This is a genomic window from Pontibacter fetidus, from assembly GCF_010119545.1.
Lineage (GTDB): Bacteria > Bacteroidota > Bacteroidia > Cytophagales > Hymenobacteraceae > Pontibacter > Pontibacter fetidus.
This window is the reverse complement of record NZ_JAAEAA010000003.1, coordinates 254,374-271,579: the sequence shown is the minus strand read 5'-3', so window position 1 is coordinate 271,579 and position 17,206 is coordinate 254,374. Positions and strand designations below refer to the sequence as shown.

Sequence of the window (17,206 nt, the reverse complement as noted above, 5' to 3'; positions counted from 1 at the left end):
TTTTGGTCCTGAATAACACCCCTATAATCCCCTCAAGGGGATAGTTCTCGGCAGAACTTAACGGCCCTGCCCTTCAAAGGGGGACTTTCTGGCTTTGCTATAGCTGATTTATGGTTTTATAGTGACGGCCTTTGAAGCAGACAGGTCGCGACCTGTCCCTACGGAACTATAACCACGATCAATTTCGGAGCGAGCAAGTTCAAACTATAGTTAGTGGTGAATAGTAGAAAGATATCAGTCTTTGGGTTGAGCGCCTTTGACTTGTTGCGGTGCCGATAGGCAATCCGACGCAGGAGGATAGCAAGAAGGCAGCAGCGCGATGCCAAAAGACGAGGCCTCCCGGCCGTGAGGGAGCCAAAGCTAAAGATGAAACGATAAGTCAGTAAAGCTCCCAGGAGTACAGGAAGTTTGAAAGGAAGACTTGTTTCATATTGCAGAAGTCTTCAACTATAAGCTGTGATAGATTTCTCACTCTGTTCGAAATGACAAATAATCAACTATAGCTTATAGCTGCAACTTTAAAAGCAACTATACTTTAATGCACAAGCGCTGATTTGATCATGATAAACTCATTGATATTATCAGTATTGATAACGCCAGCCAGCCGGCCATTTTCCAGCACCGGGTATAACGGGGAGCGGGTTTTCTGAAGGGCAGTGTACGCCTGCGACAGCTTATCCTTTACATCAAATGTTTCAAAGTCGCGCGACATGATCTCGGCAACCGGTGTGTTTGTCTTGTCTTCTTTTACGGCCTGTATCAGTTGGCTCCGGGTAAGCGTACCCACTACATTACCATCCAGCTCTACTATAAATTCGTGCTCCGAGCCCATCAGCAGTTTTTCGAGGGCATCGCGCACAGTGTTTTCAGGGGTCAGGGTTACATAGTTGGTCATCATACCTTCGCGCACCAGGTGGCCTCGCAAAAAGTCGAGGTGCTGCACCATCATGTTCTCGGTGTAAGCGCCAAAAAAAACAAAAACACCTATCAGTATCAGAAAAGGATTAGAGAAAAACCCCATGAAAATAAAAAGGATAGCTAGTATTTGGCCTAAATTGGCAGCAATTTGCGTGGCACGTACGCGCCCCAGTTTAAAAGCCAGCAAGGCACGCAGCACACGTCCGCCATCCATCGGGAATGCCGGGATAGCATTAAAAACCACCAGCATCAGGTTAACAAAAAACAGCAAGTAGAAAAAGTTGGCTGGTGTTACGCGAGCAAAAAAGGCTTCGTCGGGGATTTGGGTAAGCGGTGGCAGCACCAGCCAGAGGATAAACGCTATGACCACGTTTACGGCAGGGCCGGCTATGGCTATCAGCAGTTCCTGCTTCGGGCTTTCGGGCATACGCTCCAGGCTGGCTACACCGCCAATGGGCAGCAGTGTTATGCTTTTAGTGTTGATGCCATACTTTTGAGCCGTTAAGGAATGGCCCAGCTCGTGCAGCACTACACACAGGAAAATGGTAAGCACAAACCCAACCGACAGCAAGGTAGTGGCGAGGTCGCTGCCCCGGCCCATTTCGGTAAAAACAATCCACCCGATCAGGAACAGGAAAGTCCAGTGCACCAGTATTTTAATGCCCGCTACGCGCCCTAAGTTTAACGCCCATTTCATATTGCAACAACCAATAGGTACTTTCTTCTGAAACGGATAAACCAGGCTATAGTTTATAGTTAGTGTGCTTTATACCAGCCACTTACTACTTTAACAGCTGCGGCACTACTTTATCGCCAAACACATCTATAAAACGCTCTTGCTGCAGGTTTACATTGTGCAGTATCAGTTGTGTAAATCCGAGGTCCAGGTCTTTTTGGAGCCACTCCAGATGCTGTTCAGGCTCATGCGATATCCGAACATGTTGGCGCATTACATCTTTAGGGATGTGCTCGGCGGCCAGTTGCAGTTGTTTGGCCCTTCGGAGTTCGGTAAGTACGCTGCTTGCAAAAATGTTGCTGCGCCATTGTTCGCAAGCGCCATTCAGGGCATCATGGTCAGTGGCGGCATAAGAAAGCTGCACTTTCAGGTACATGGGTTTTCCTTCGCCTCCACCTTTTCTAAAAGCCTCTACCATTTTTTTAAGCTCTTCCGGCGGGCGCGACGTCGTAATCAGGCCATCGGTCCAGCTGCCAACCCATTCGGCTGTTTCGGGGGTAACTGCTGCTCCTATAAGTTGTGGCGGATTTTGGGGACGTGTGTATAGTTTGGCATCTTCTACAACCACATGCCCGTGGTGCGTTACGGCTTCGCCTTGCCACAGGGCACGCATAATTGCTGCACACTCTTTCAAGCGCTCGTTCCGTAACTGTTTTACAGGCCAATGCTCGCCGGTAATGTGCTCGTTTATATATTGCCCACTACCTACAGCAATCCAGAAACGCTCCGGAAACATTTCGGACAGGGTGGCTGCTGCCTGCGCTATAATGGCCGGGTGGTAGCGTTGCCCCGGTGCATTAACAATCCCATACGATAAGGAAGTAGCCTGCATAGCTGCCCCCAACCACGACCACGCAAACCCGCTTTCGCCCTGGTCGGGACTCCACGGAAAGAAGTGATCAGAGGACATAGCAGCGTTGAAACCAGCCGATTGTGCAAGTTTTACATACTTTAAAAGAGCACTCGGTTTAAACTGCTCGTGCGAGGCATGGTACCCTATCTTCATCATAATTCTGGCTTTAGTATAAACTATAGCTACGCAGTCATTTACAGGAACGGTTAAAAAACCTTTAGTGCGTGGAGCTATAAAAAAGAAAAAAGCCAAAACCCAGCCTATCTTTATAGTTGATACCGGCAAGCGCGTAAGGTAAATTTGAGCTGTGAGTTTGCTGTATCCGAAATGGGTTCACAAAATAATTTTACCCGTATAGGTGTGCCTAGGGCCAGACTATAGCAACTATAGCAACACATAAAATAAGCATGACAGATATAAAAGAAAGAGGATTAGAGCAGGAACTGACCTTTCAGGCCTCCAGGAGCGGGGGTGCGGGCGGTCAGAACGTAAATAAGGTGTCATCTAAGATCGAGCTGCGTTTTCATGTGGCGAACTCTGCACTGCTGACCGACGAGGAAAAAGCCCTGGTACTGGAAAAACTCACCAACCGCATTAACAGCGAAGGATATTTGCAGGTAGTAAGCCAGACAGAGCGCGGCCAGCTGCAGAACAAGGAACAAAGTATAGCCCGCTTTTACGAACTGCTGCGCCAGGCCCTGACACGCCAGAAAAAACGAAAAGCCACAAAACCTACGCACGCATCGGTTAAACAGCGCCTGGAAAGCAAGAAAAAGCAGGCCCAGAAAAAAATGAACAGAGGATTTAGGGGAGAGAGCTAAGGGGCAACCCACAAACTATAGTTGGAGCAAATGCAAAACGGAGCAACCTTATGGCTGCTCCGTAGCTTTTAATTTGTGAACGTGGACATTAGAATTAAACCTGTGCTAGTATCATAATCCGATAACCCGCACGTTTACCAGAACATCAACTATAGTTATACAAGTTTAAAAATTTGAGAATAATTTAAAGTCCTACAGCAACAGTACCAGTTACTTACACAAAAACACACCTTGCGCCTTAATCCCGGAAAGGTTTTTGTAAAGCCATTTAAGTAAATACGCATAACCCCGATATGAAAATAAAAGCACTCCTGACCTTACTTGTAATTGCTACCATAACTATAAATGCCCACGCCCAGAAGTACCGTACCGCCGCCGGTGCCCGATTTGAAAGCGATAAAATTGGTTTCTCTATTCAGCAGAAAGTGCACGAGCGCGGAACCATAGAGGGCATTGCCACACTTGGCGAACGCGAATACAGCGGAACCGCACTATATGAATGGCACTTTCCGTTACTGGGCGAGCGCTTTAACTATTATCTGGGTGCCGGCGCGCACGTGGGTAACCTAAAAGACCACGGCGTATTTACCGGTGCCGATGCCATACTTGGCCTGGAGTATAAAGTAAACGGCTTACCTTTCTTATTGTCTGCTGATATAAAACCGGCCTTTCACTTGAACCACGAAGACTGGGTGGGTTTATCCTCCGGCGTATCGGTAAGGTATGTGCTGGTAAAAGAAAAAAAGAAAAAGAACCCTATCTGGCCATTTGGCAACAACGACGACGACAGCAGAAAGAAGAAACGAAAAAATAAAGACGAAGACACCAAACCTTCCATTTTCGATATTCTGAAGGGCGGAGACAACTAAAAAACAAAAGACCCGGCGGGGACCGGGTCTTTATAGGTATGTGTAAGTCCGTTTGTTGCGGCAGGTTTGTTTTCTACCAGTTAGGTTGTATTGGTTGGCCAACTATAGCAGGGGGCTACCACGTGCCTTACTTCTTTACGTCCGCAACAAAGTTAGTTGGTAATTGGGTTTAAGCTTACACTTACCCTGTAACAGCCCGCAGGCATGTTTTGCAGCGCAATTTTACACTTTAACACCTTAACATTGCACTGCACATCAAAAGTAGGCTTTTTGTAATTTCCAAAAAAGGCAATCGGTTATACCAACGTAACATCGCTTTTTGGCAGCCCGGTTGCTCTAAAAGGCTGCATCTACAGCGCTAGCCGGATTTATTTGTCAAAAAAAAGCCGCCATTGTCATGTTTTGTAACAGTGGCGGCAAATTAATATGTCAGGTTTTTTTTAATTGGGGAAGGGTGTGTTTGAAACCGTGGTGCGTTACACGTTACGTGTAACCGCCGTAGGTCCGTAAACCAGTTGGGTAGGGCCAACCAGTAATGCAGGGTTATCAGCAGGTTGCGTCATCAGAGATCGGGCACTTCGGGCTTTGTTCAGGGCCAGGTACAAGCCCAGTACCAGCGCCAGTAGTAGCAATAACGTTTTCATAGTATAGGTGGCGTAGCCAAAAGTCAGGTATGTTGTGGTACGGTGATCAGGCAGTGTATCTGGTGTTAGCTGTGCGCTACCACCTCTACAACCGGCAGCAGGTTAGGGTAAGCATCCAATTGCTCAATTTCCTGCTGAATAGCGATTTCTTTTACATTTTCGGCGGCTTGTTTAACAGCGAAACCGAAAGCAACAAACAGTGCTAAAAGCAAAACGATAATTTTCATAGTTTTAGGTTTAATAGGTTGATAATTGGTTTTATAACAGGTTAGCTCTTATGTCCGACAACTTCTACAACTGGTAATAAGTTAGGGTAAGATTTATACTGGTTCAGCTCGTGTTGGAAGCTTATATCTTTTTGTGCGTTAGCAGTTTCTTTCATTCCGAAACCGATACCCAGTAATAAAGCGAGAAGCAATGCTAGAATTTTCATAATATTAGGTAGTTAGGTGGTTATAAATTGTTTTTAATTTCTGATGCTTTGTAACTAATAGATGGTGCTCTTATTTAAAAGGTTGCTTGGGCCTTTATAATTTTTTTTATTTCTGATTGGGATATTACACTTTGCGTGCCAAACCATGTAACACAATGATTTACAGTATATTACATTAAAACACTAGCTATATAGCTTTTAAAAAGTGTCCGGTGCCGTACACTTTTTTGTTCAGAAGCGAACAGATTTTTACCCTCCGTACAGCTAACTTTTGTCTATGCTGCAAATTCTTTTCAGAGGTTTATGAGCAATGAAGGGTGAGAAGTTACCGGCACGACACGCTTACAGGTTTTCTAAATGCTGTAAGGCGATGTGAGTAAAGCTATAGTTTGCTTTAACAGGATACTTAAGGATACTGGCGCAGGTGTCCGTGCTCGTGTCAAACTATAGCGTTGTACAATTGGCCCACTAGGTACAGGCATGATAAAGGCGCTGGCTATAGTTCTATAGTTGCTGTTTGTCATCCCCTTACCCCCTTCAAAGGAGGCCTTTTCTGCCTTAGCTATAGTTGACATTATAGTTCTATAAATAGAGTAGTAATCCTTTCAATACCTTTTTAACTAAGTAAAAAACTTTTTTCAGACCTTGCAGCGTTCGCAGCTCCTGCAAGCATCTATGCCACAAACGGTTAACAAAATGACCTCGGAGCGTCTAATCCCAAATCCTCCACTCCTTGCAAATCCTCCAAACCGCTATATCAATGCACAAAACGGCACTGCCCCAATTACTATAATACACTATGAAAAGCAGATTGAAATGAAAGGCAACTATAGCTTCTAAACTATAGGCCAGCTACATCAACAAAGGCAGGTAAAAACAAGTATAACTTACACAACAGTTAGCGAAAGCACATATGGAACAGGTAAAAGGTAAATTGATTGCACTTGGCGGCGGAGACGACGACGGACTCATTAAGCTGATACGATCAGAGATCTGCGACAGGCACTCTAATATAGAAGTGATCGCAACGGCCACACCCAAGTCATCGGATGCTGTTGATTCTGCCAAGGCTTATAAAGAGGCTTTTGAGGAACTGGGCTGCAGCAGCGTACATTTTATGCAGATAGATGAAGAGCACGAAGCGGACCTGCCTGAGAACATCTCGCGGATAAAAGTGGCTGATGTGATTTTTTTTACGGGCGGAGACCAGTTGCGGCTTGCCAAATTTCTGAACGGCACCAAACTACTGGAGATAATGCAACGCCGCTACCGCGAAGACGACATTATTATATCGGGTACCAGCGCCGGTGCAGCCGTAATGTCTGACAGGATGATATACGACGGGTACGGGCATTATTCGCTGATAAAAGGAGAAATGAAAACCACGCATGGTTTCGGGTTTATAAGCAACGTTTACATAGATACACACTTTGCAGAACGTGGGCGTTTTGGCCGCCTGGCCCACGCCGTAGCCCACGACCCAACCCACATCGGTATTGGCCTGAGCGAAGAAATGGGCATTATAATAAAGGCCGGCGATCAGGTAGAAGTTTTCGGGCCGGGTGTGGTAACTATAATTGACGCCAGCAACATTAAATTTTCGAGGGTACGCAAAGCCGAAGAAAACGAACCTATAGCTGTTGAGAACCTGGTTATGCACCTACTGATAGAAGGTTATCGCTATTGTCTGCGTGAGCACCTGTTTCAGCCGGTAGAGCACCAGGCGTCATTTGTTAACGGTAACGCTGTTGAGGTGCATAAATAACGATAGCAGGCAACTATACTTTTGTATAAGTAACAGAAGCCTGCTATAGTTTTTTTATTTTCGCTCTTCGCGTTGCAATTCCATATTTATAGCTACACCAGCCTTGGCGCCTTCGGCAGCGGCCACTATTACCAATTGCATATCGCGGGCTGCATCGCCGGCCACATACAAGCCAGGTATATTAGACTTTTGCTGCCTGCGTGTTTTTATCACTCCTTTGTTGGTAAACTCACAGCCCAGCTGCTCGCCCAGGTCGCATTGCTGCGAGCTGCCTGTAGAAAAAAACATAGCCTGATGTGCCCGCTTCTCGCCATTAGCCAGTATAATGTGCTCCAATATACCTTCTGTACCTTCCAGGCCAGTAATTTTATCGGTGCAAATTTTCACATCGTTGCGCTGTAACAATTCCATGTCAAGGCGGCTGATTTTGTTGGTGCCATCTGTAAATAAGGTAACATTGGAGCTCCAAGTTTTCATGGCCAGGGCCTGGCCTATGCCGTCGCGGTTCCTGCCATAAACGGCAAGTGCTTTGCCACGGCTTTCCCAACCATCGCAGTACTGGCAGTGGTACACCGATTTGCCATAAAATGCTTCAATCCCATCTATTTCGGGCAGTTTGTCTTTAAGGCCTGTAGCCAGCAGCAGCTTTTTGGCTTTGTACATGGTGCCTTCGTCGTCGTTAACTACAAAGTGGCCTTTGGTGTGCGTCGCCGATACAATTACTTTATACTGAATCTCCACGCCATACTTTTCCACTTCTTCCCGGCCTATTCTTATAAACTCACGCGGGTCCATGCCATCACACCCCAAAAAGCCGTTCATGTGCACTGCCCACCGGTTACGGTGTTTCCCGTTATCAAACACTATCACCTTCCGGCGCGAGCGCCCCAGCAACATGGCGGCATTCAGCCCGGCAGGGCCTCCGCCAATAATTATAACATCATACATAAAGTCGTTTCTAATCCAGATTTAAAGACTATGTAAACGTATGGATGCCCCAACAGGTGGTTGCAAAAACATAAAATTTACGCGCGACAGCACATTCCTGGCCTTTACACTATAGGTTGCTATAGTTGGTGTTGTAAGCTTATAACCCACAAAATAGCCTTATCAGTGCCATTTACAGGCTTAAACCAATTTTTCGACCGATATTAAAAAATATTTGAAAAAAGATGCAACAGCCATTAGCGTGCATATATATTATTTCTATATTTGTTTAGACGTACTAACACTCTACATTTAAAATAAAAGTCGCATTTTATGAAAAGCAAAATCTTAGCCTTGCTGGGCAGCACTCTGCTTACGGGCACGGCAATGGCCGGCGGATACCAAGTGAACCTGGCAAGCCAGCGACAAATTGGTATGGGCCATACAGGTACTGGTTTAAATACCGGAACTTCCAGCATCTTCTTTAACCCGGGTGCTATGGCGCAGGCGCGCAACGGTATAACTATAGGTGCCAGTGCAATTATCTCTAAAATAGCTTACCAGGCTCCGGAAAGCAACAACACTGTAATGGCTGACAACCCTACCGGTACGCCTTTCCAGGTGTATGGTGTGTACGGCATCACTGATAAATTAAAAGCTGGTTTAGGTGTTTATACACCGTTTGGCAGCACTGTAAACTGGGGCAACGAGTGGAATGGCCGTTTCGGGCTGAACGAGCTATCTCTGAAAGCAATATTTATACAGCCAACACTTAGCTACCAGATAACTGAGAAGTTAGGCGTAGGTGCCGGTTTCGTATACTCTACAGGTGGTGTAAACCTGCAGCGCTCTATTCCGCTGGAAAACAACGAAGGGGAAGGCAGAGCCGAACTTGATGGCGATGCAAACGGCATGGGCTACAACGTAGGTATCTTCTTTAACCCAACCGATAAGCTATCCCTGGGTTTAAGCTACCGCTCTAAGGTAGATATGGAAGTAGAAGAAGGAACTGCTGAGTTTGATGTACCTGCTTCTGTGGCCGCCCGCTTCCCGGCTGGTACTACCTTTAAAGCAGCATTGCCTTTACCATCTACTTTAACACTAGGTATCGGCTTTAACCCAACCGAAAAACTTACGCTTGCTGTAGATATTAGCCGTGTAGGCTGGAGCGCATATGAGAAACTTCGCTTCGACTATAGCCAGAACGTGAACGGCAGTAACTTTACAGAAAATAGCCGCAACTACGAAGATGTATACATTTACCGTATTGGTGGTGAGTATAAAGTTACAGACGCCCTGGCCCTGCGTGCCGGTGCTTACTACGACGAAACTCCTGTACAGGATGGTTACCTGACTCCTGAAACTCCGGACTCTGACTCTCGTGGTCTGTCTGCCGGTATCGGATACACTTTCTCTGAAAAAATCAGTGTAGATGCTTCTTTCCTTTATATCAACAAAAAGGAGAGAACAGATGCGTCTAACCTGTCTGGTGGTATAGCAGGTACTTATAAGTCAATTGCTTATATCCCAGGTGTTGCCCTTAACTATAACTTCTAATTTTATTTCTCTTACGATATGAAGAAGAATTTTATCTATAGATCTGGTATGCTGGCGCTTTTTGCCGGTGTACTAACGCTTACCAGCTGCGACCCGGAGATTGATACTCCGAATCCAACTGCGGGTGAGGCTGATTTTACAACATATGTAGCCCTTGGTAACTCGCTTACAGCTGGTTTTACAGATGGTGCTTTGTACCTGGAAGGCCAGCAGAGCTCTTACCCATCTATACTTGCACAGCAATTTGCAACTGTAGGCGGTAGCCAGACTTTTAAGCAACCGTTGATGCCGGCAGGTGTTAGCGTAGGTAGCCCGGTAATTACTTCAACTGGCGCGCAGGTGCCTCAAAAGCGCGTTCTGAAGATCGTGCAGGATTGCAACGGCGTAGCAGGACTTTCGCCGGTTGAAGCTGGTGAAAGAGCTCCTTATCCAAATGCATTTTTGGCTTCGGCCCCAACCGTACAGGGTCCATACAACAACATGGGTGTACCGGGTGCTAAGTCTTTCCACCTGCTGGCCCCTGGCTATGGTAACCCGGCCGGCCTGGCAGATGGTACTGCTAACCCGTTCTTTGTAAGATTTGCTTCTTCAGCAACTACAAGTGTACTGGCTGATGCAATGGCGCAGAACCCAACGTTCTTCACCCTTTGGATCGGTAACAACGACGTGCTTGGTTATGCACTGGCAGGTGGTACTCCGGCCGTAGGCGAAAAAGATTACCCAACAGGGCAGCAGCAATTTGCTGGTTACATCAACATGCTGGTTACACAGCTTACATCAAAAGGTGCCAAAGGAGCTATAGGTAACATCCCGAACGTATCTAAGATACCTTACTTTACAACTATACCTTACAACGGCCTTAACCTTACTGCAGAGCAGGCTACACAGCTTACAGCAGCTTATGCTTCAAAAGGTCTGACGCACATCACGTTCCAGGCTGGCGCCAACGCTTTTGTTGTATTAGAGGATGGTATGCCACGTAAGATCAAATCTACAGAGCTTATCCTGTTGCCAGCATCTGACCTGCTGAAGTGCCAGCAAGGCGGCTCTGCGGTTCCGCTTGATGACAAATATGTACTGTCAGAAGCTGAACTGGCTATCATAAACGAGCATACAAACAGTTACAACGCCGCTATTCAAGCAGCTGCAACTGCAAAAGGATTAGCCTATGCTGACTTTAATAGCTACCTAAACAGAGTAGCAACAGGCTTCTCATTAAACGGCATTACCTATAGTTCAACATTCGTTACAGGCAACATTTTTAGCTTAGATGGTATCCACTTTACACAACGTGGTGCTGCATTAGCTGCTAACGAGTTTATTGATGCGATCAACAAAACTTACAAGGCAAGAATACCTAAAGTTGACGAAACACAATACACTACAGTTGTTTTCCCATAAGTTTAACCACTTATAAAATACAGAAAAGCGCCTCCTTAACCGGGGCGCTTTTTTTTGTAAACTATAGCTTAAGCTACATCAGATAAAACTATAGTTATAGTTCGTCGAGAAATAGGGCAGGTTCGTCTGTGAGTGCTATGGTTTGGCCGAATCGTGTTAGAGGTGCCAGATATTAGCTGGGATGTTGGCGGTATTTAAGCTAATTTTAAACGGAGAAGTTGCGCCTGTTACAAGGCTGAAACTATACTTCCAGACAGTATCATTTTACACTTAACACTATATGAAACGTAAAATTATCGCCTGCCTTTTGTGGTGCGTTTCCGGTGCGGCTGCACTGGCACAAACTCCGGGCAACAAGATTGAGTTCACGGAATACACCCTCCCGAACGGACTGCACGTGATCCTGCACAAGGATAGCTCTACACCAAACGTAGCGGTATCGGTGCTGTACCATGTAGGTTCTAAAAACGAAGTGAAAGGCCGTACCGGTTTTGCCCACTTTTTTGAGCACCTGATGTTTGAAGGTACCGAAAACATTGACCGTGGCCAGTACATGGGCATGGTGCAGGCAGCAGGCGGCTCGCTGAATGCTAATACCTCTTTCGACAGAACGTACTACTACGAGTTGTTACCATCTAACCAGGTGGCGTTGGGCTTATGGATGGAAGCTGAGCGTATGAAAGGCGCTAAAGTAGATGAAGTTGGTGTTGAAACACAGCGTAAGGTAGTGCAGGAAGAAAAACGCATGCGCGTAGATAACCAGCCTTACGGTACCCTGTTAGAAAACACGTTTGGTTTAGCTTACACCGAGCACCCTTACAAAATTACCCCGATCGGTACATTTGCCGACCTTAATAACGCGAAGATCGAGGAGTTCCGCGATTTCTATAAGACCTTCTATGTGCCAAACAATGCAACCCTTTCTATCGCCGGCGACATAAACATCGACGATACCAGGAAAATGATAGAGCAGTATTTCGGCAGCATCCCGAAAGGCACAAAAGCAATACCTCGCCCAACTATAAAAGAGCCGAAGCAAACCGAAGAACGTCGTAAAATTGTGTACGACAACATTCAGCTTCCGGCAGTTATACAGGCATACCACATTCCGGCACAAGGCACTCCAGACCATTATGCTTTATCAATGCTGACCACACTTTTATCTGGCGGCGAGAGTGCACGTTTACCAAAAGCTCTGGTTGATAAGCAGCAGAAAGCGGTAGCTGCCCTGTCTGTTCCGTTCCCTACCGAAGACCCGGGATTATTCCTGACGTATGCAATTGCCAATGTTGGCGTAGATGCTCAGGCCCTTGAAGATGCCATGAACGTAGAGATTGAGCGCGTAAAAACAGAGCCGCTAAACGATAAAGAGTTCCAGAAGCTACGCAACCAGGTCGAGAGCCAGTTTGTACAGCGCAACAGCACAGTTGCCGGCCGCGCCGAAAACCTTGCTAACTACCATGTATACTATAAAGACGCAAACCTGATTAACACGGAGCTAGAGCGTTACATGAAAGTTACCAAAGAAGATATTCAGCGCGTGGCAAACGAGTACCTGACCAAAAACAACCGTGTAGTGCTACACTACCTGCCAAAGTCAGCTCAGCCAAAACAGTAAGTTTTTAGACAACGGAAATGATGCTACAGGACGCCAGATTTATACTACAGCAACTCCTTCGCTTCATAGCCTCACGTCAAGTATAAAAAGAGATATATCACTCATGATAAAGAAATTATATACCACACTGGCGCTTGCTCTGGCGCTGGTATCTGTTGCTCCGGCACAAACAAAACAGTCTCCGCCTGCTGCAGGTCCTGCTCCTAAAATTGAGTTAGGCAAGTACGAGCAGATTACCTTAAAGAACGGCCTGAAAGTTTATGTAGTAGAAAACCACAAGCAGCCGGTGGTATCTATGTCGCTGGTGCTGGACCGCGACCCTATATTAGAAGGCGACAAAGCTGGTTATGTGCAGGCCGCAGGCCAGATGTTGCGCACCGGTACCACTACCCGCACCAAAGATCAGTTTGATGAGCAGGTTGATTTTATTGGCGCCAACCTGTCGTTTAACTCTACCGGCTTTAATGCGTCGGCTATGAAGAAGCACCTGCCAACGCTGCTTACGCTAACAACTGATGCCCTGCTAAACCCGAAATTTACACAGGAAGAGCTGGATAAAGTGAAGAAGCAGATGAAGGCAAACCTGGCATCTGAGAAGGATAACCCAGATGCCATTGCCGGAAAGATCCGCAACTCGTTGTTGTATGGCAAAAACCACCCATACGGCGAGGTTATGACAGAGAAAACTGTTGATAACATTACTCTTGCAGATGTTCAGAACTACTACACTACTTACTTTAAACCAAACATTGGTTACCTGGCTGTAGTTGGCGACATTACACCGAAAGAAGCGAAAAAGCTACTGAACAAATCGCTGAAAAACTGGAAGAAAGGCGAAGTACCAACCAAAACATTTGCCTTACCGGCAGCCCCGGCTAAAACCCAAGTAGTTATAGTTGACAGACCAAGTGCGGTACAAAGCGTGCTTTCTTTCGTTAACCCAGCCGATCTGAAGCCAGGTGCTCCTGATGCCGTAGCGGCACAACTGATGAATGCTATACTTGGTGGTGGCAGCTCTGCCCGTTTGTTCCTGAACCTGCGCGAAGACAAAGGCTATACTTATGGAGCTTATTCTTCTCTTTCTTCAGATGAGATCTTAGGTCGTTTCAATGCATCGGCTAATGTGCGTAACGCCGTTACCGACAGCGCTGCAACCGAGTTTATGAAAGAACTGACCAAGATCCGTAACGAGCGTGTTACTGATAAAGAACTAGCTTACGCCAAAGCTTATATGACCGGTAACTTTGCCCGTGGCCTGGAAAGCCCTGCAACAGTAGCTATTTATGCCATTAACACAGCCCGCTACAACCTGCCAAAAGACTATTATGCTAATTACCTGAAGCAGGTAGAAGCGGTTACGGTGGAGGATATCCAGCGCATGGCCCAGAAATACATTACACCAGATAACCTATACCTGGTAGCTGTTGGTAATGCTTCTGACATAGCTGGTAAACTAAAGAAATTCGACCTGGAAGATGGCAAAATAGCTTACTACAACGCTGTTGGCGAGAAAGTAGAACGCTCAGCTGCTTCAGCCACTGTACCAGCTGATGTTACTGCCGAGAAAGTGCTTGCTAACTATATTAAAGCAATTGGCGGCAAAGCGAATATCGACAAGGTAAAAGACATTACCATTACCAGCAATGCAACTATACAAGGCATGCCACTTGTAATTAAGCAGCAGCAAAAAGGCACTGATAAGTTTGTAGCGCTTGTAAGCATGAACAACAACCCGCTGCAGCGTGTGGTAATTAACGGTAGCAAAGGTAAAATGGAAGCCCCAATGCAAGGCGTTAACAAAGAAATGTCTGCTGAAGAGCTGGCTGCCCAAAAGCTTGAGTCTGATATGTTTGCCCAATCGCGCTACGACAAGCTTGGCGTAAAAACTAAAGTAACTGGTATTGAAGATGTAGACGGTAACGAAGCTTACGTAGTAGAAGCTACACAAGCAAACGGCCAGAAAACACTACATTACTTTGATAAAAATACCGGTTTGTTGCTGAAAGATGTGAAAAGCATGCAGTCGCCACAAGGTGTATTAACACAAACCAAAAACTACAGCAACTATAAAGAGGTAAGTGGCATTAAAGTACCGCACACTGTAGAAACTTCTGTTGGTCCACAGGTGATTAAAGCTGAAGTTCAAAGCGTTGAAGTTAACAAAGGCATCAGCGACGACACATTTAAGATCTAAAAGTTAATTTCTTAACTATAGCAAAAGCGGCTGTTCTATCCAGAGCAGCCGCTTTTTTGTTTGTCTGAACCGCAGATTAATGGGGATTTGATTGATTTGCAGGATAACCCGAAAAACGACGTAATGGTATTACGTCGCTACAATCCCAATTTGCAGGGACAAGAAACTATAGCTGTAGCAGTAAAAATTCCCCTCCTTAGACTACCGAGAAGCGATTTCGAAGATAGCTAGCGGAACTCTGAGGGACAGGGGTGGTTGGATTACACGACCTATGAAACTATAACTTAAGCGTCTGTCACGCCTGTCCCTCGCGGGCCAGTTGAGTCAGGAGACTCAACACCATAGTTAGTCACGAGCGAGGACGCTCGCGCCAGCGGAAGCCAGCGGAATAGGGTAGTATGTAAACTATAGTTTAATCCTGCAAATCCATTAATCCTAAAAATCTTGGTTCAGACAAAAACCCTCTCTCCTGTTTTTAGGAGAGGGCTGGGGTGAGGTCAAACTATCAAAACAACTCTCCCTGCACCGGCTGCACGTATTTCTTCGGTACTTTCAGGTCAAGACCGCACACTTTGTTCAATTGCTCTATCAGGTAAATGGCCAGGTCCGGAGCAAAAGTGTTGTCGGGTTCGTGCACAAAGAAGTATAGCTGCTGCAAGCCGTTGTCAAACCAGGTTTTTAGTCTTGAAACCCAGTCATCTATGCGGGTATAGTCCGTCGGATGCAGGCCGTTGCCAACAAAACGGATCATAGCTGTTGGGGTGGTTAAGCGCATGTGCAATACATCCCGGCGGCCGGCCACATCAGTTAGCACAGTTCCAACGCTATACTTCTCAAGCACCTCAAACAGCTCCAGGCTGGCAATATTGTCTACAAACCAGTCAGGGTGGCGTAGCTCTACAGCAACAGGTATGGTTTCAGGTATAAACTTCAGGAACTCTTCCAGATCCGGTAATTGGTCAGGGCTAAAGTAGGGCGGCAACTGCAGAAAGGATGTTCCCAGGTTATCTTCCAATCCGGCAATCGCTTCGCAAAAGGCAGCCGTTATACTTTGGGTATTGCGTAAGGCACTTTCATGACTAATAAGTTGCGGAAACTTAGGGCAGAACCGAAAGCCTCTCGGTACCGAATTACGCCAGCGTTCTATGGTGGTTTCGCCGGGGATATGGTAATGCGTACTGTTCAGCTCAATGGTGTTAAACTGCCTGGCATACCACAGCAGCGAATCCTTTTCGCGCATGGTGGCCGGGTATATATTTCCTATCCACGACTTGTTAACCCAAACCGGTAATCCAATGTATACTTCGGGCTTGCTGTCCTGCTTATGCGCTAGCAATAACCTCTGATTATCAGGATGATCTGAAGGAAGTGTAAAATCTACGTTCGTTATGTTCTGTAATTTCCCGAAATCCATAGTTATAAGTAGTAGCCTGTTTTATACGCAAACAAACATAAGGTTGTGCCAACGCATGAAATTATGCTGTTATGAAAATATATTGATAATTTTTTTATTGCACTTTTGGCTGAATTAATTTATTAAAATAAGCCTATACTTGCATAAAAAGCACTTTTTGCATTAGAGCCCTTATAGCAACTTTGTACCCTATCCTGTATCCCCCCACATCCAACGCACAATATTGGCGTAAAAGGCCTCGTTTAAAAAATTATTCGTAAATTTGCTGTTTCACCAACAATTAGTAATATGATATATAATAGAAAGTGCATCCTGCTAACAGTAATCATTTTTCTATTTATCGGCATCGGCCAAGTAACATTAGCACAAGACAACACTCAAACCCAAACAGGGGCTGCCTCCTGGTACGGAAGCAAATACCACGGCAGAAAAACAAGCAGCGGCGAACGTTATAACAAGAACGACATGACCGCAGCCCACAATACACTTCCTTTCGGCACAAAGGTAAAAGTTACCAACCTCGCCAACAACGAATCTGTAATAGTACGCATCAACGACCGTGGCCCGTATGTAGGCAAACGCATTATTGATGTATCGGAAGTAGCCGCCAGAAAACTTGATATGCACGGCGCAGGTGTAGCCAACGTAAAAGTGGAAGTGATAGAGCTTGATGGCAAAGCCATTGCTGCCGGCGACCCAATCAGGCCAAACCTGTTTACCATTCAGCAAGGCGCGTTTACATCAGAAGAGATGGCCCTGGAGCAGACTAAAAAGCTAAAGGCTTTTGACAAAAACCTGCAGGTAGAGCTGAAAGCGGAAAAGATAGAAGGCAAAAAAGTACACCAGGTTAGAATTGGCACGTTCGAGAGCAGACAGCACGCCGAAGCTTTTAACGAACTCCTGAAAGAAGAAGGCCTCGAAGGCCTGGTACGAGAATCCTGACAGTTAATTATTTGATTACAGATAAGCGGCTCCTTAACAGGGCCGCTTTTTTGTTTTATACCTTTTACTAAGCAACTCATGCTTTATATAGGTTATCAGGTGTTTAGTCTATAG

General features: G+C 45.9%; 15 protein-coding genes. 8 read left to right on the top strand and 7 right to left on the bottom strand.

Annotated elements, in window-relative coordinates:
• Positions 1 to 535: 535 nt before the first annotated feature.
• Together GWO68_RS03615 and GWO68_RS03610 are read right to left on the bottom strand one after the other, a co-directional pair.
• Positions 536 to 1,615: a site-2 protease family protein gene (locus tag GWO68_RS03615; protein WP_162345040.1), complete on the bottom strand. Its 1,080-nt coding sequence runs from the start codon at positions 1,613 to 1,615 to the stop codon at positions 536 to 538.
• A gap of 85 nt (positions 1,616 to 1,700) precedes the next feature.
• A complete protein-coding gene (locus GWO68_RS03610; protein ID WP_162345039.1) occupies positions 1,701 to 2,663 on the bottom strand; it encodes a TIGR03885 family FMN-dependent LLM class oxidoreductase in 963 nt (320 codons plus the stop codon).
• Between the two features lie 251 nt (positions 2,664 to 2,914).
• On the opposite strand from GWO68_RS03610, the gene arfB reads away from it, so the two are divergent.
• The gene (gene arfB / locus GWO68_RS03605; RefSeq protein WP_162345038.1) at positions 2,915 to 3,328 is read left to right on the top strand and encodes an alternative ribosome rescue aminoacyl-tRNA hydrolase ArfB; all 414 of its coding nucleotides are present in this window, start codon (positions 2,915 to 2,917) and stop codon (positions 3,326 to 3,328) included.
• A 293-nt stretch (positions 3,329 to 3,621) separates the two neighbouring features.
• On the top strand, positions 3,622 to 4,197 hold the full coding sequence (locus tag GWO68_RS03600; protein ID WP_162345037.1) for a hypothetical protein: 576 nt from the start codon (positions 3,622 to 3,624) through the stop codon (positions 4,195 to 4,197).
• 476 nt (positions 4,198 to 4,673) lie between these two features.
• On the opposite strand, the gene GWO68_RS03595 is transcribed toward GWO68_RS03600, so the two are convergent.
• The 3 genes from GWO68_RS03595 to GWO68_RS03585 all read right to left on the bottom strand — a co-directional run bounded on the left by GWO68_RS03595 (position 4,674) and on the right by GWO68_RS03585 (position 5,274).
• The gene (locus GWO68_RS03595) at positions 4,674 to 4,841 is read right to left on the bottom strand and encodes a hypothetical protein (protein WP_162345036.1); all 168 of its coding nucleotides are present in this window, start codon (positions 4,839 to 4,841) and stop codon (positions 4,674 to 4,676) included.
• 65 nt (positions 4,842 to 4,906) lie between these two features.
• Entirely contained in the window at positions 4,907 to 5,068 is a 162-nt protein-coding gene (locus GWO68_RS03590) for a hypothetical protein (RefSeq protein WP_162345035.1), read from the bottom strand.
• Positions 5,069 to 5,109: 41 nt separating this feature from the next.
• Complete coding sequence (locus tag GWO68_RS03585; protein ID WP_162345034.1) at positions 5,110 to 5,274, bottom strand: hypothetical protein; 165 nt, start codon at positions 5,272 to 5,274, stop codon at positions 5,110 to 5,112.
• Between the two features lie 913 nt (positions 5,275 to 6,187).
• On the opposite strand from GWO68_RS03585, the gene GWO68_RS03580 reads away from it, so the two are divergent.
• Complete coding sequence (locus tag GWO68_RS03580; protein ID WP_162345033.1) at positions 6,188 to 7,039, top strand: cyanophycinase; 852 nt, start codon at positions 6,188 to 6,190, stop codon at positions 7,037 to 7,039.
• Between the two features lie 54 nt (positions 7,040 to 7,093).
• Here GWO68_RS03580 and GWO68_RS03575 read toward each other — a convergent pair whose 3' ends face one another.
• Positions 7,094 to 7,987, bottom strand: a complete 894-nt coding sequence (locus GWO68_RS03575; protein ID WP_202923656.1) for an NAD(P)/FAD-dependent oxidoreductase — start codon at positions 7,985 to 7,987, stop codon at positions 7,094 to 7,096.
• A 312-nt stretch (positions 7,988 to 8,299) separates the two neighbouring features.
• On the opposite strand from GWO68_RS03575, the gene GWO68_RS03570 reads away from it, so the two are divergent.
• The 4 genes from GWO68_RS03570 to GWO68_RS03555 all read left to right on the top strand — a co-directional run bounded on the left by GWO68_RS03570 (position 8,300) and on the right by GWO68_RS03555 (position 14,736).
• Positions 8,300 to 9,523 (top strand): OmpP1/FadL family transporter, encoded by a 1,224-nt coding sequence (locus GWO68_RS03570; protein ID WP_162345032.1) that lies wholly within the window; start codon positions 8,300 to 8,302, stop codon positions 9,521 to 9,523.
• Between the two features lie 18 nt (positions 9,524 to 9,541).
• Positions 9,542 to 10,924, top strand: a complete 1,383-nt coding sequence (locus GWO68_RS03565) for an SGNH/GDSL hydrolase family protein (RefSeq protein WP_162345031.1) — start codon at positions 9,542 to 9,544, stop codon at positions 10,922 to 10,924.
• A 280-nt stretch (positions 10,925 to 11,204) separates the two neighbouring features.
• A complete protein-coding gene (locus GWO68_RS03560) occupies positions 11,205 to 12,542 on the top strand; it encodes a M16 family metallopeptidase (protein ID WP_202923655.1) in 1,338 nt (445 codons plus the stop codon).
• A gap of 103 nt (positions 12,543 to 12,645) precedes the next feature.
• Entirely contained in the window at positions 12,646 to 14,736 is a 2,091-nt protein-coding gene (locus tag GWO68_RS03555) for an insulinase family protein (protein WP_162345030.1), read from the top strand.
• A gap of 505 nt (positions 14,737 to 15,241) precedes the next feature.
• Here GWO68_RS03555 and GWO68_RS03550 read toward each other — a convergent pair.
• Positions 15,242 to 16,150, bottom strand: a complete 909-nt coding sequence (locus tag GWO68_RS03550) for a DUF72 domain-containing protein (protein WP_162345029.1) — start codon at positions 16,148 to 16,150, stop codon at positions 15,242 to 15,244.
• A gap of 288 nt (positions 16,151 to 16,438) precedes the next feature.
• Between GWO68_RS03550 and GWO68_RS03545 the strand changes: the two genes are divergently transcribed.
• Positions 16,439 to 17,092, top strand: coding sequence for a septal ring lytic transglycosylase RlpA family protein (locus GWO68_RS03545; protein WP_162345028.1), 654 nt, complete (start codon positions 16,439 to 16,441; stop codon positions 17,090 to 17,092).
• The last annotated feature ends 114 nt before the right edge of the window (positions 17,093 to 17,206 follow it).